Origin of the sequence: Enterobacteriaceae endosymbiont of Donacia cinerea, from assembly GCF_012569925.1 — a bacterium.
GTDB lineage: Bacteria > Pseudomonadota > Gammaproteobacteria > Enterobacterales > Enterobacteriaceae.
Genome location: NZ_CP046204.1, coordinates 150925 through 166686, shown reverse-complemented (window position 1 = coordinate 166686; position 15762 = coordinate 150925). Strand labels below are relative to the sequence as shown.

Sequence of the window (15762 nt, the reverse complement as noted above, 5' to 3'; positions counted from 1 at the left end):
ATATTCCTCAATAAATATATTTAAACTATAATTTTATTATCTATAATAATTACTTATTATATAAATTTGCAATCATTAAATAATATTTTTAATATTTATTATTTAATAAATTTTATTTTTTATGATTAATAATAATAAATTTAATTAGTAATAGGATAAATAATGATGATTAAAAAAATAATTTATATTTTAATATTATCTTTTTATTTTTGTAATGTTTCTAAATGTATGTCTATGCAAAATACTAATAATATTAAAATAATTTTAAATAATGATATAATTTTACAAAAAAATATAAATGAAATTCTCTCTATTACACAAAAAATTTATAATATTAAATATTTTAAATTATATTCTTTTTTAAATATTAAAAACATAAAGGATGTAATAAAATATTTTATTTTTTTAAAAATAATACAAGATTATGGTTTTTCCGTATCTGAAGAAGATTTAAATAATCTAATATTAGAAATATATAAATTATGTCATATTAATGAAAATATATTAAAAAAAGATTTTATAATTAATAATATTAATTATAAAAAATTTTATAAAATTTTTAAAAATATTATGTTAATTAATGTATTAAAAAATAAATTTTTACCAAGAGATATTGATATTTATGATGAAGAAGTTGAATCATTAACCAATCAATTATATTTAAAATTAAAAAATTATAAAATTTATGATATTACTATATTTTATTTTACAATTCATAATAATCCTTTAAAAGATAAATTTAATTATAAAATTTATTTATTAAATCAATTAATATATTTTTTACAAAAAAAAAAATTAAATAATAATTTTCAAAAATATAATGAAAAAACATTTATTTCTCATTTTAATATAAAAAGAAAATTCTTAAAAAATAAAAGAGAAAATCAATTACCAAAAGATATTATTAATTATTTAGATAATTCTAAAAAAAAAGATATCATAGGACCAATATATTCAAATTCAAAATTATTTCTTATAAAAATAAATAATATTCTTATAAAAGATAATATAGATAATGAGAAAGTTTTATTACAATTTATTTATATAAAAAAAAATAATTTAAGTAATAAAGATTTTAATAATAAAATTAAAAATATATATTTTAATCTTTTAAAAAAAAAAATTACTTTTAAAAAAGCAATTCAATTATTTTCTGATGATGTATTAACAAATAAATTTGGAAATAATAAAAATTGGATGTTATTAAATAATTTTTCTCCAAAATTTCAAAAAATTATAAAAAAATTAAAAATAAATGAGTTTAGTTTACCTATTCAAGAATCTGATAGTTTTTTTATCATACAATTATTAGATAAAAGTAATATTCAAAATAATAAATTATTTTTAAAAAAAGAAGCATATAAAATTATTTTACAAGAAAATATAGAAAGAGAATCTGAACTTTTTATTTACGAATATGCTAAACAAATATATATAAAAAATATAAATTAATAATATAAATATTAATTTAATTAATAATTAATATTATATATAAAATAAAAAATTTTAAAAAAAAAGATCATATATGAAAATTATTTTAAAAAAAAAATATGGACAACATATATTAACTAATAAAAAAATTATTAAAAAAATTATTTCTTTTATAAATCCTAAATATTATCAAATTATGGTTGAAATAGGACCTGGATTAGGAGCATTAACTATTCCAATTATAAAATATAATAAAAATCTTTCTATTATTGAAATAGATAAAAAATTTGTTAATATTTTAAAAAAAAATAAAATTTTAATTAATGCAAATATTAATATTATTTTAAATAATATTTTAAATTTTAACTTTTTCATTTTCACAAAAAAATATAAAAAAAGAATACGTATATTTGGTAGTTTACCGTATAATATTTCTATAGAAGTGATTTTTTATTTATTTAAACATTTAAAAAATATTAAAGATATGCATTTTATTATGCAAAAAGAAGTAGTAAATCGTTTAACTGCTTATCCTGGGAGAAAAAATTATGGTTGTTTAAGTATAATAGCACAATTATTTTGTAAAATAAGATCTTTAATAGAAATTAAAGCAAGTAATTTTTTTCCTCAACCTAAAATTATTTCTAATATGGTATATATGAGACCTTATATTAATAATCCTTATAATTTAAATAATATTTTTTTTTTAAAAAAAATTATAAAACAAGCTTTTAGCATGAGAAGAAAAATTTTACGAAATAGTTTAGTAAATTTATTTTCTATAGAAGAATTAAATTATTTAGGTATTGATTATAAAATTCGTGCTGAAAATGTTTCAATATCAGAATATTGTCAATTAGCTAATTGGTTAGAGTTAAATAACAAAAGGTTATAAATTTATGAAATCATTGTTATCTCAAGTTTATATAAAAGGAAGTAGTATTTATATAAAATCACAATCAATACCTACAGCTAATCATTATGTTTTTACATATACAATTACTATTCATAATTTAGGAAAAAAAATTTTACAATTAATTAGTCGTTATTGGAGTATAACTAATGGTAATGGTAAAAAAATTCAAATATATGATGGGGGAATAATAGGACAAAAACCTTATGTTAAACCAGGAAATAATTTTCATCATACTAATATAATCATTTTAGAAACTCCAATTGGAATTATAGAGGGACATTATATCATAACAGATGAAAATAATAACGTTTATCATGTAGAAATTCCTATTTTTCGTTTAGCAATTAAAACTTATATTCATTAATTAATATAACTAATTTATAAAAAATATGACTACTTATTTTATTGGAGATATTCATGGTTATTATAATGAGCTTATTTCCTTATTAAAAAAAATTAATTTTAATTATAAAAATGATAAACTTTGGATTACAGGAGATCTTATAGCAAGAGGGCCAGATTCTATAAAAGTTTTATATTTTTTATATTCTATTAAAACATCTATAAAATTAGTTTTGGGAAATCATGATTTATATTTAATATTTTTAATTTTAAGTTCTGATAATTATAATATTAATGATCCAAAAATTTTAGATTTACTAAAAAATAAAAAAATACTATTTATTGTAAATAATTGGTTAAAATATCAACCTTTAGTACAACATGATAAAAATAAAAAAATTTTAATGTCACATGCAGGTATCCCTCCTCAATGGGATAATATTAATATTATTTTATCTGCTTCAAATGAAGCACAAGAAATTATTTCAAAAGAAAAAAATAGTTTTTTTTTAAACTATATAAATAATGAAAAATATCAAGTAAATAATTGGAAAGAAAATACATTAATAGGTTTTCAACGTTTTAATTATATTATTAATGCATTAACTAAAATGAGATATTGTTATTTAGATGGTACATTAGAAATGTTTACTAAAAAAGCGCCAAATGATATAAATAATAAAACATTAAAACCATGGTTTTGGTTTTCAAATATATTATATAATAAATATACAATATTTTTTGGTCATTGGTCTGATTTACAAGGAGGAGGATATACTCCAAAAAATATAATAGGTTTAGATACTGGATGTTGTTGGGGAAAAAATTTAACTGTTTATTCATGGGAGAAAAAACAATTTTATAGTATAATTTGTAAAGTTTAAAATGTATACACTATTACCAATAAACAAATATTTTTTACGCTTATTCAAAAATAAGTTTTTAAATAAAAAAGTTATTTTTGCTGGAGATTTTAAAGATAAAATACCTATTTATTTAAATACTCTAATGAGTTTCGTAAATACTCATAATTATGATTATTATATATGGTTAAAAAAACAAATGAATAATAATGTTTATTATGGATTAATGAATAATAAATATAAAAAATATAATTTTAATATTCTTATATTTTTTTGGTTAAAAAATAAAAAAGAATCTTTATTTATATTAAATAATATTTTATCATTTTTGTCTTTAAAAGTTGAAATATTTATTATTGGTTCTAATAATAGTGGTGTAAAAAAAATTAATAATATACAAGAATTAGAAATAATAAATTTAAAAAAAATTATTAATGCAAGAAAACATATTATTTTTCATGGAATTTTAACTAAAAATATTTTTTTTAATATAAATCATTATTGGAATTATTATTATTATGATAATTATCCAATATATAGTTTACCTGGCATATTTAGTGGGAATAAAATTGATAATGGTAGTAAATTATTAATTTCTACTATTATTAATAGTAATTTTTTAATAAAAGGAAAAATATTAGATTTAGGTTGTGGTTCTGGAATTATTTCTACTATTATAAATAGTAATTTAGAAAAATATAATATAAAATACTCAATATATGCTACTGATATAGATATAAAAGCAATCTATTCAACTAAAAAAACATTAAACAGAAATTTTATAAAAAATATAAAAGTATTTCCTAGTAATATTTATTCTGATATTAAAGAAAAGTTTAATTTTATTATATCTAATCCTCCTATACACAAAAATGTAAACTTTTCTTTAAAATTTATTTATAAAATGATAAGTAAGTTTAGAAAAAATACATATTATAAAGGAGAATTACTATTTGTAATTAATAATTTTATATCATACAAAAAAATTTTTAATAATTTCTCATTAAAATTTTCTATTTTATCTAAAAATAAAAAATTTTCAGTGTATAGAATAAAAAATATATAAATTTTAAATTTAAATTTTTATTTATTGATAAGTGATTTTTTATTAATTCCTGTTATTAACGCTATTGCTGACATAATATATATTGAAGAAATTGTGCCTATTATTACACCAATAATCATTATAAATATAAAATTCTTTAGAAATAAACCTCCAAAAAAATATAAATTTAATAACATTGTTAATAATATAGATGAAGTAAGAATACTTCTTTTTATTATTTGATTTATAGATAAATTAATAATATTAAAATTATTCTCATCTTTTAAACAAGAATAATTCTCTCTTATTCTATCTAAAATTATGATACTATCATTTAAGGAATAATTTATTATTAATATAATAGAAGTAATAATATTCAAATCTATCTCAATATGTAATAAAGAAATAATTCCCATTGATATTATTATATCATGGATTAAAGATACTATTGTACTAAATGCTAAATACCATTCAAATCTAAATCCAATATATAACCATATACTTAAAAATATAGCGAAAATAGCTGTAATTCCAGATAAAATAAAATCATTGTCTACACTAGGACCTAAAAATTCTATTTTTTTAATTACATACTTTTTTTTAAGTATATTATTAAATATATTTAATAATTTTTTTTTTATAAATTTATCTTTTATAAGATTTTTTGATAATTTAATTAAAAAAATATTTTTTTCTTTAAAAAAATTAATATTATTTTTTTTATTCAAAAAAAATGATTTTTGCAAAAAAAATTTTATTTTATTAAAATTATTTATTGGTTCATGAATATTTAATTCAATTTTCGTTCCTCCTGTAAAGTCTAAACTCCAATTAAATTTATTAGAATAAATAATAATAAAAGATAATATAATTAATATTATTGAAATAATAAAAACATATTTATTCCACTTCATAAAATTATAATATTCTAATTTTCTATTCTTTAATAATTTATTTTTTTTTTTATTAAAAATATACATAAAATTTAACTTTTTTAAATAGATAATTTTTTTATTTTTTTATTTTTATATAAAAAATTAATTATTATCTTCGTAATAAATACAGAAGTTAATATAGACGTAATAATACCAATAAAAGTAGTAATAGCAAATCCTTGCATTTCTCTAGATCCAAAAATATATAAAATAACAGTAGTAATAATATTTATTATACTTGAATCTAAAATGCTATATAAAGCACCTTTATATCCAAAATAAATTATTTTCTGAATAGATAATATTTTTTTAATTTCTTCTTTTATTCGTTCATTTATTATGATATTATAGTTTATTGCTATAGCTAAAGTTAATATTATTCCTACAATACCTGACATAGTTAAAGTAAAATTAGGTAATAAAGAAAAAAGACTAATCATTAATAAAATATTTAAAAATAATGCTATTACCGCAATAACACCAAAAATTTTATAATATAAAATCATAAAAATAATACATATAATAATACTTATAAAAAAAGCTTTTATTCCTTTCATAATATTTTTTCTTCCAATTAAAGGTTCTATAATTTCTTCTTTTATAATGTTTATGGGGGTATTTAATTTTCCTGACTTTAATAAAAGTGTTAATTTTTTTGCTTCTTGTAAATTTTTAAAACCTATAATGCTAAAAGAATTTTTAATCTGTGTTTTAATTTTTGCTATATTGAGAACTTCTATTTTTTTTATTACAGAAAATTTATTTTTTATATTCTTTTTATTATTTATATAACTTACTAATAAAGTAACTACATTTTTTCCAATATGTTTTTTAGTAAAATTAGAAAAAATTTTATTTCCTTTATTATTTAAAAAAACATTTACCTGAGGTTTATTATATTCATTTTTATTATAATTAGCATTTATTATATATGTTCCATCTATTATAATTTCTTTATCTATTAATAAAAAATTATTTTTTTTATTATTAAAATTATCTTCATTAATTAAATGAAATTCTATTGTAGATGTACTACCTAATATATCTTTAGCTTTTTTAATATTTTGTGTTCCTGGTAATTCTACAATTATATTATTTGAATTCCTTTTTTGTACTATAGCATTAGTAATACCCATTTGGTTTACTCTATTACGTAATACATTAATACTATTTTCTATAATAGAATTTTTTATTTTTTCTAATTCATTATTATCTAAATATATTCTAATTCCATTATTATTAATAATTTTATAATTAATAATTATATTATTATTTTTTTGATTTTTTAAAAAAGAAAAAACTTTATCTCTATAAGAGAGATTTTTAAAAAAAATTTTATAATTAAAATTATTTAATTTTTCATTTTTAATAAAAAAAATATTTTTTATATTTATAATTTTTTTTATATCTTCAATATTCTTTTCTTTTAATTTTTTTAAAAAATAATTATTATTAATTTGTATTAAAAAATACACTCCTCCTTTTAAATCTAAACCTAACATAATTGGTTTAGCTTTTATAAAAAGTAACCATTTAGGAATTGAAGATAAAAAGTTATTATTAATAGAAATTATACTATTATTTTTATTTAATTTGTTTTTTATAATTTTATATGCATTTAATTGATTTTGAATATTGTTAAATATAATTTCCATACTTTTATTGTATAAGTATATTTTAATATAAATTAAATTATTTTTTCTTATAATTTTATTAATATTATTAAAAACTTTAATATTAAAATTTTTATTTTTTAACAAACATATTTTAATACTTGGAATGTCATTATAAATATTTGGTAAAGAATAAATTATTCCAAATAAGAATAATGAAATTATAAAAATATATTGTTTAATATTATATTTATTTAACATAAAAATTATTTATTTTGAATAAATTTAAAAATATTATCAACTATTTTATAATAAAAATAAACTTTATTAATTAATATATTAAAATATAAAAATTGTGTAATAAAATTACATTTTATTTAAAATAAAAATCTTAATTAATAAATTTTTTTATATTTTATAATAATTTTATATATAATATTATTATATTTATAATAAATAAATTTAAAGAGAAAAATATGATTTTAGTAACTAAAAAAGCTCCTGATTTTAATGCTTCTGCTGTTTTATCAGATGGATCAATTATTGATAATTTTAATTTATATAAATATTCAAAAAATATGGTAACTGTATTATTTTTTTGGCCTTTAGATTTTACATTCGTTTGTCCTACAGAAATTATATCTTTAAATCAACATTTTGATAGTTTTAAAAAAAGAAATGTGAATTTATTAGGTATATCATGTGACTCTCAATTTGCACATCAAGCATGGAGAAATACTCCTATAAATAAAGGAGGAATAGGTCATATAAAATTTATAATGATATCTGATATCACAAAAAATATACAAAGATCTTATGGTATTGAACATCCACAATTAGGTATAGCTTTAAGAGCTTTATTTTTAATAGATAAAAAAGGAATAATAAGACATCAGTTAGTAAATGATCTTCAATTTGGAAGAAATATAAATGAAATAATTCGTATAATTGATGCTTTAAAACATTATGAAAAATATGGAGATGTATGTCCTGCACAATGGGAAAAAGGTAAAAAAAGTATAGCACCTACTTCTAAAGGAATTATTAATTATTTATCACATAATATACATGAATTATATTAATAATTAGAAATTTATAACATCAATACATTGTGCACGATAACGTAATAAATGATCCATTAAAATTATAGCAACCATAGATTCTCCTATTGGTACAGCTCTAATACCTACACAAGGATCATGTCGTCCTTGTGTAACACAATATGTTTCTTTTCCTAATAAATTAATTGTTTTTCCCGGCATCGAAATACTAGAAGTTGGTTTTACTACAAAATTTATAATTATATTTTGTCCTGTGCTAATACCTCCTAATATTCCTCCAGCATTATTACTTTGAAATCCATTTTTCCTTATTTCATCTCTATAATTACTTCCTAATTTATTTACAGAATTAAAACCATCTCCTATTTCAATTCCTTTTACTGCATTAATACTCATTATTGCATGAGCTAATTCAGCATCTAATTTATCAAATACTGGTTCCCCTAATCCTACTGGTACATTTTCTGCAATAATAGTAATTTTAGCTCCTATAGAATCACCAGATTTTTTTAAATCATTTATCATATTTTGTAAATATTTTATTTGATGTTTATTGGGACAAAAAAAGGGATTTTTATTTACTTCTTCCCAATTATCAAAATCACAAATTATATCACCTATTTGAGATAAATATCCCTGAATTTTTAAATTATATTTTATTAATAAATATTTTTTAGCAATAGCTCCTGCTGCTACACGCATAGTTGTTTCTCTTGCTGATGAACGTCCACCACCTCTATAATCTCTTATCCCATATTTTTTTTCATAAGTATAATCAGCATGACCAGGACGAAAAATATTTTTAATATTATCATAATCTTGAGATCTTATATCAATATTATTAATTAATAATCCAATACTTGTCCCTGTTGTAAAATTATTAAATACACCTGATAAAATTTGTATTTGATCTAATTCTTTACGAGGAGATGTATATTTTGATAATCCTGGTTTACGTCTATCTAAATCTTTTTGTATATCTTTAATTGTTAAAGGAATTTGAGGAGGAACTCCATCTATTATACATCCTAAAGATTTTCCATGAGATTCCCCAAAAGTTGTAACTTTAAATAATTTTCCAATACTATTACCTGCCATAAACATTTACTCCCAAAGTTTATAAATATTATTTCTATAAAATAATAAATTAAATATTTTCTATTTTAAATATTCCTATACCACCATTTTTTATATTAATCCATTGAAAACAAATTTTAGGATATTTTTCTATAATATCTAACATTTTATCTCCTACTTCGCAAATTAAAATACCATTTTTTTTTAGATAAAGAGGTGATTGAGATATTATTTTTTCAATAATTGCTATACCGTTATTTTTACAAAATAATCCTATTTTAGGTTCATATAAATATTCTTTTGGTAAAAACTTTATATCTTCTTTATCTACATATGGAGGATTAGTTATTATTAAATCATAAGTTGATTTTTTTAATTTATGAAATAAATTACTACATATAGGAGTAATACGATTTTCTAATCCGTGTAATTGGATATTATATTCTGCTACATTAATAGCATCAGTAGAAATATCTACTGCATCTATATGTGCATTTGGAAAAATATATGAACAGGCAATAGCTATACAACCACTGCCAGTACATAAATCTAATATATAGTTAGGTTTTCTATGTGGTAAAATAATGGATTTAAATTTATTATTAATTAGTTCAGCAATTGGAGATCTAGGTATTAATACTCTATTGTCAATATATAACTCATGTCCGCAAAACCAAGTTTTTTTTGTTAAATATGCTACTGGAATTCTTTTTTTTATACGTTTAAATACTAATTGATAAATTAGTTTACGTTCTTTAAAAGATAGTTTAGATTCACGAACATTATTCCATAAATAAGGAGGTAATCCTAATGAAGGTAAAACTAAATTTAAAGCTTCATCCCATGGATTATCACTACCATGACCATACCATAAATTTGAAATACTAAAACAACTTGTTATCCAGCGTATTATATCTTGAATAGAGAAAAGTTCATTTATAATTTCTTCATTAAATAAATGTTTTAATTTTATTACCATATAATATATGGTCCTTTAATAAAATATTTCTCAATAATATAAAAAAGTATAAAAATATATTTTATGATATAAAATTTTAATAATTTTAACTCCCCTGACTGGATTCGAACCAGTGACATACGGATTAACAGTCCGCCGTTCTACCAACTGAACTACAGAGGATCTTTGAGAACTTTTATAAGTTATTAGTTAGTAATTTTAATATATATATTATATATATGTCAAGAAAATTATATTTTTATCAAAAATTGATAATAATGTGATTAAATAATATTATTTAAAATAAAAAATATATTAAATTTTAAAAAATTTTTATTTAATATTATAAATTTTTTAATTCTTGAAAAAAAATTTCATATTTTTTACTTATATTAATACCAACATCATTTTGCCATATACCTTTATTAATTATTTGATTATTAGGATATAAAACATTATTATTAATCATATTTAATGGTAATAATTTTTGTGCTTGTAAATTTGGAGTAGAAAAACCTGTTTTTTGAGCTATTTTTGATGCAATATCAGGTCTTAATAAAAAATTAATTAATTTTAAAGCACCTTTAATATTTTTAGCATTACTAGGTATAACAAAACTATCCATCCAAAAAATACCTCCTTCTTTAGGCCAAATAAATTTTAAAGGGATACCTAATTGTTGAACAGAATAAGCAGAACCATTCCAAATCATTCCTATATTTACAGAACCTTCAATAAAGGGATATCCAGGATTATCAGAATTAAATGAAATTATATTAGGCATTAATTTTTTTAAATCAATAAAAGCTTCTTTTATATACTGAAGATTAGTTGTGTTGCCTGGATAACCGAGTTTTATTAGTGACATTTGGAATACTTCTTTAGCATCATCTATTAAAGAAATAGATTTATAATATTTTGGATTCCATAAATCATTCCAACTATTAACAGAATCTGGATTTATGATATTAGTGTTAATTCCTATAGCTGTGGCACCCCACATATATGGAATAGAATATTCATTATTTAAATCAAAAGATTTATTTAAAAATCTAGAATCTAAATTAACAAAATTAGGTATCTTTTTTTTATCTATTTTTTGTATCATACCTTCATTTTTCATTTTTGCTACAAAATATGTAGAAGGTACAACTAAATCATAAGATTGTTTTTTGTAAGTTTTTAGTTTAGCATACATACTTTCATTAGATTCATATGTAGAATAGATAATTTTAATACCAGTTTCTTTAGTAAATTGGTCTAAAATTTCTTGAGGAACATATTCTGTCCAATTATAAAAAAAAATAGTATTTTGAAAAGATTTTGTAAAATTTAAATATTTTTTTGTTATTGGTAAAAATAATATTATAAAAATAATACATATTAATCTAAAAAATAAAAACATTTTATTAAACCTTATTATTAATCATTTATATTGTAAAAATATTTTCTATAAATAAAACTTGTTATATATAGATTATTGATATTTTAAAAAAATAATATTCTATTTATATAATTTTGTAAAAATAAACATATTTTCAATAAAAATTTTATTAATAATTAACTAATTATCATTTTTTATAAAAATTTTTTAGATTTATTTATAAAAATAATAATATTATTATTAAAATATTTCTTCTTTTAATAAAGAAGTCATCATTATAGCTTTAATAGTATGAATTTTATTTTCTGCTTGTTGAAATATAATACTATTGTTAGATTCAAAAATGTCATCTGTTATTTCTACTCCATTATATAAATTATATTTTGAAATTATTTCTTTAGTAAATAAGTTTTTATAATGCTTATATAAATGTAATGATGGTAAACAATGCATAACTTTAACATTATTATTTTGACTTTTTTTAAGCAATAATTTATTAACTTGATAAGTATATAATTTTTCTATTTTTTTTTCCCATGCTTGTGAAGATTTTTTTTCTCCCATAGATAACCAAACATCAGTATAAATAAAATCTGTATTTTTAATACCTAAATTAATATTATTGGTAATATTAATATTACCATTATTATTAATTTTTTTTATTATATTATTTATATAAATATTTTTACTAAAATTAAGTTTTTGTGGTGAAATTAGAAATAATTCAAAACCAATTATACTTGCTGCTTCTATTAAACTATAAGATATATTATTATTAATATCTCCTATATAAGATAATTTAATTTGATCTATTTCTTTATTTTTAATATTTTCTTTAATAGTTAATAAATCAGCTAATATTTGAGTAGGATGAAATTCATTTGTTAATCCATTCCATACAGGAATAGTTGAATAATTAGCAAAAATTTCTAAATTTTTTTGATGTTTCCCTCTATATTCTATTCCATGATACATATTATTTAAAATTCTAGCTGAATCTTTTAAAGATTCTTTAACACCAATATGGCTATCTTTAATATTTAAATAAGTTACATTAGCTCCTTGATCAAAACAAGCTATTTCAAAAGAACATCTAGTTCTTGTTGAATTTTTTTCAAAAATAAGAATAATATTTTTATTAACTAATTTTTTTTTTTCTTTAAAATTTTTTTTTTCATATTTTAATTTTTTTGAAATTTTAATTAATTCATAAATATTTTCCTTTGAAAAATCTGATAATTTTAAAAAATGTTTATTATAAAATTGATTCATAAAACATATCCTTATTTTAAAATAATTTAAATATAAAGAAATATTATAAATTTTTAATTAAAGAAATTTTTTGTAATAATTCTTTTTTTAAAATTTTACAATTTTTTAATTTTTCTAAATTTTTTAATATAATATTCTCGGGAGCCTTAGATAAAAAATTTTTATTTATTATATTTTTGTTTAATAAATCTATTATTTTTTGGTTAATATTTAATTTATTATTCATTTTTTCTAATAATTTTTTTTGATTAATAATTTTATTATTTAGTGGAATAGCAAATTCAATATAATTTATTTTATTTACTAACGTTTTTTCCGGAAAATTAATATTCTTTTTAAGAAAAATAATTTTATTAAGATTCACAAATTTTTTAAAAAATTTTTTGTTATTTTGTAAAAAAATATCAAATTCATTATTCATATTTTTTATATATAAATTAATTTTTTTATTATTTTTTATATTCATTTCTATTTTATTATTACGAATAATTGTAATAATTTTAATAAAAATATTAAAAATATTTATTATTTTTTTATTTATTTCTATTTTATTAATTTTTGGGAAAGACTGTATCATGATACTACTTTTAGAAAATTTTTTATCATTTTTAATTATTTTTTGCCATATAACTTCAGTAATAAATGGAATTATTGGATGAGATAATCTTAATAATGATTCAAAGAGATGATATAATGTATAATGTGTACCAATATGTTTGGTTTGATCTTTTTCCTGAAAAATTATTTTACTATATTCTAAATACCAGTCACAAAATTTGTTCCATACAAAATTATATAAAATATTAGTAGCAAAATCAAAACGATATTCATTTAATGCTTTAGAATAATATTCTACAACTAAATAATATTCAGACCAAATCCATCTATCTATAATAGATAGATTTCTTTTTTCATTAGTAAATTTATAATTAATATTTTTTAAAATAAAAATACTAGCATTCCAAATTTTATTACAAAAATTACGATATCCTTCTAATCTAGTCATATCCCAATAGATATCACGACCTGTTGATGATAATGCAGCTAATGTAAATCTTAATGCATCAGCTCCATAAACTTTATTATTTTTTACTTTTTTTATAGAAGAAATACCTTCAATAAAATTCATAGGATTAATAACATTTCCTTTTGACTTAGACATTTTATTTCCTTTTTCATCTTTTACTAATCCAGTCATTAAAATATTTTTAAAAGGTATTTGAGAAATATTATTTTTATTTTTAACAATATGCATTGTCATCATAATCATTCTAGATATCCAAAAAAAAATAATATCAAAACCACTTATAATAACATTAGTAGGATGAAAAAAAAAAAAGTTTTTATTATTAGGCCAATCTAAAGTAATAAAAGTCCATAAACTAGAAGAAAACCATGTATCTAAAACATCAGAATCTTGTTTTAAATAAAAATTTTTATCTAAATTATATTTTTTTTTTATTTCTTTTTTATTTTTCCCTATATAAATATTATTTTTATTATCATACCAAACTGGTATTTTATGTCCCCACCATAATTGACGTGATATACACCAATCTTCAATATTATTCATCCAAGAATAAAACATATTTTCATATTTTTTAGGAAAAAATATTATTTTCTTTTCTTTTACAGCATTTATTGCATTTTGAGCTAAAATTTTAGTTTTTAAATACCATTGATTTGTTAACATAGGAATAATGATAGTATTACTACGAATACTAAATGGGATTAATCTATTTTTTATTTCATATTTATCTAGTAACCCTTGTTTTTTTATTTTTTTTAGAATAATATTTCTTGCTTTTAAAAAATTTATTTTTTGTAAAAATTTTGGAATATTATCAGTTAATTTTATAAATTGTTGTTCTTTATTAAAAATTTGACATTTTTCTAAAATATTACCTTTTAAATCAAAAATATTAATTAAAGGTAAATTATGTCTAATTGCAATTTGATAATCATTAAAATCATGAGCAGGACTAATTTTTACACATCCTGTTCCTTTTGTAATTTTAGCATAATTATCTGCTATAATAGGAATTTTACGATTAATTATAGGTATAATTACATATTTACCAATTAAATAATTATACCTTTTATCTAAAGGATTTATAGCAATTGCACTATCTGCTAATAATGTTTCTGGTCTAGTTGTAGCAACAGTTAAATACTTTTTATTATCAAGAGTTTTTATTTGATCTGAAAAAAAATATTTTATATACCATAAATTTGTTTTATTTTTTTTATATTCAACTTCTAAATCAGAAATTACAGTTTTAAGTTTTAAATCCCAATGTATTAACCTTTTTTTTTTATAAATTAATCCTTGATTATAAAGGATAATAAAAATATCTCTTACAGATTTAGTAAATTTAGCATCCATTGTAAATCTTGCTTTATTCCATTCTGTAGATAAACCTAAACTTTTCATTTGGTTATAAATAATATTACAATATTTATTTTTCCATTGCCAAATATTATCTAAAAAAAATTTTTTATTATAATTATTTTTAGTTTTTCCTGTTTCATTAAAAATTTTTTGTTCTATTAAATTTTGAGTAGCAATACCTGCGTGATCTATTCCTACTTGACATAATATATTTTTATCTAACATCCGATGATAACGTACTAAAATATCAATGAGAGTATATTGTAATGCATGGCCCATATGTAAAGAACCTGTAATATTAGGTGGTGGGACCATAATAGAAAAACATTTTTTTGAATAATCTAATTTATTTTTTAAAAAATTATTATTTTCCCAATAATTATAAATTTTTTTTTCAAAAATTTTGGGATTATATATTTTATCCATAATAAAAAATATCTCTTATAAAATATAAATTTATATTAAATTTATAA

General features: G+C 17.9%; 13 protein-coding genes and 1 tRNA gene. 6 read left to right on the top strand and 8 right to left on the bottom strand.

The window, feature by feature from the left end; translation table 11 throughout:
- Window positions 1–162 precede the first annotated feature (162 nt).
- From GJT94_RS00805 to GJT94_RS00785, 5 genes are all read left to right on the top strand, one after another.
- Complete coding sequence (locus GJT94_RS00805) at window positions 163–1452, top strand: peptidylprolyl isomerase (protein ID WP_168894250.1); 1290 nt, start codon at window positions 163–165, stop codon at window positions 1450–1452.
- Window positions 1453–1525: 73 nt separating this feature from the next.
- Entirely contained in the window at window positions 1526–2326 is an 801-nt protein-coding gene (rsmA, locus tag GJT94_RS00800; RefSeq protein ID WP_168894249.1) for a 16S rRNA (adenine(1518)-N(6)/adenine(1519)-N(6))-dimethyltransferase RsmA, read from the top strand.
- Window positions 2327–2330: 4 nt separating this feature from the next.
- Window positions 2331–2711, top strand: a complete 381-nt coding sequence (gene apaG, locus GJT94_RS00795) for a Co2+/Mg2+ efflux protein ApaG (RefSeq protein WP_246208899.1) — start codon at window positions 2331–2333, stop codon at window positions 2709–2711.
- Between the two features lie 25 nt (window positions 2712–2736).
- The gene (locus GJT94_RS00790) at window positions 2737–3573 is read left to right on the top strand and encodes a symmetrical bis(5'-nucleosyl)-tetraphosphatase (protein ID WP_168894248.1); all 837 of its coding nucleotides are present in this window, start codon (window positions 2737–2739) and stop codon (window positions 3571–3573) included.
- 1 nt (window position 3574) lies between these two features.
- Window positions 3575–4618, top strand: coding sequence for a methyltransferase (locus GJT94_RS00785; RefSeq protein WP_168894247.1), 1044 nt, complete (start codon window positions 3575–3577; stop codon window positions 4616–4618).
- 17 nt (window positions 4619–4635) lie between these two features.
- Here the strand turns inward: GJT94_RS00785 and secF are convergent, their stop codons facing one another.
- A complete protein-coding gene (gene secF, locus GJT94_RS00780; protein ID WP_168894246.1) occupies window positions 4636–5577 on the bottom strand; it encodes a protein translocase subunit SecF in 942 nt (313 codons plus the stop codon).
- Window positions 5578–5591: 14 nt separating this feature from the next.
- Window positions 5592–7406, bottom strand: coding sequence for a protein translocase subunit SecD (gene secD / locus GJT94_RS00775; protein ID WP_168894245.1), 1815 nt, complete (start codon window positions 7404–7406; stop codon window positions 5592–5594).
- Window positions 7407–7621: 215 nt separating this feature from the next.
- On the opposite strand from secD, the gene GJT94_RS00770 reads away from it, so the two are divergent.
- Complete coding sequence (locus tag GJT94_RS00770) at window positions 7622–8227, top strand: redoxin domain-containing protein (RefSeq protein ID WP_168894244.1); 606 nt, start codon at window positions 7622–7624, stop codon at window positions 8225–8227.
- Window positions 8228–8230: 3 nt separating this feature from the next.
- Here GJT94_RS00770 and aroC read toward each other — a convergent pair whose 3' ends face one another.
- From aroC to GJT94_RS00740, 6 genes are all read right to left on the bottom strand, one after another.
- A complete protein-coding gene (gene aroC / locus GJT94_RS00765) occupies window positions 8231–9304 on the bottom strand; it encodes a chorismate synthase (protein ID WP_168894511.1) in 1074 nt (357 codons plus the stop codon).
- A 49-nt stretch (window positions 9305–9353) separates the two neighbouring features.
- A complete protein-coding gene (gene prmB, locus GJT94_RS00760; protein WP_168894243.1) occupies window positions 9354–10262 on the bottom strand; it encodes a 50S ribosomal protein L3 N(5)-glutamine methyltransferase in 909 nt (302 codons plus the stop codon).
- 89 nt (window positions 10263–10351) lie between these two features.
- Window positions 10352–10424, bottom strand: a tRNA-Asn gene (locus GJT94_RS00755).
- Between the two features lie 160 nt (window positions 10425–10584).
- A complete protein-coding gene (locus tag GJT94_RS00750) occupies window positions 10585–11646 on the bottom strand; it encodes an extracellular solute-binding protein (protein WP_168894242.1) in 1062 nt (353 codons plus the stop codon).
- Between the two features lie 219 nt (window positions 11647–11865).
- On the bottom strand, window positions 11866–12897 hold the full coding sequence (gene argF, locus GJT94_RS00745; protein ID WP_168894241.1) for an ornithine carbamoyltransferase: 1032 nt from the start codon (window positions 12895–12897) through the stop codon (window positions 11866–11868).
- 43 nt (window positions 12898–12940) lie between these two features.
- A complete protein-coding gene (locus tag GJT94_RS00740) occupies window positions 12941–15715 on the bottom strand; it encodes a valine--tRNA ligase (RefSeq protein ID WP_168894240.1) in 2775 nt (924 codons plus the stop codon).
- Window positions 15716–15762: the final 47 nt, after the last annotated feature.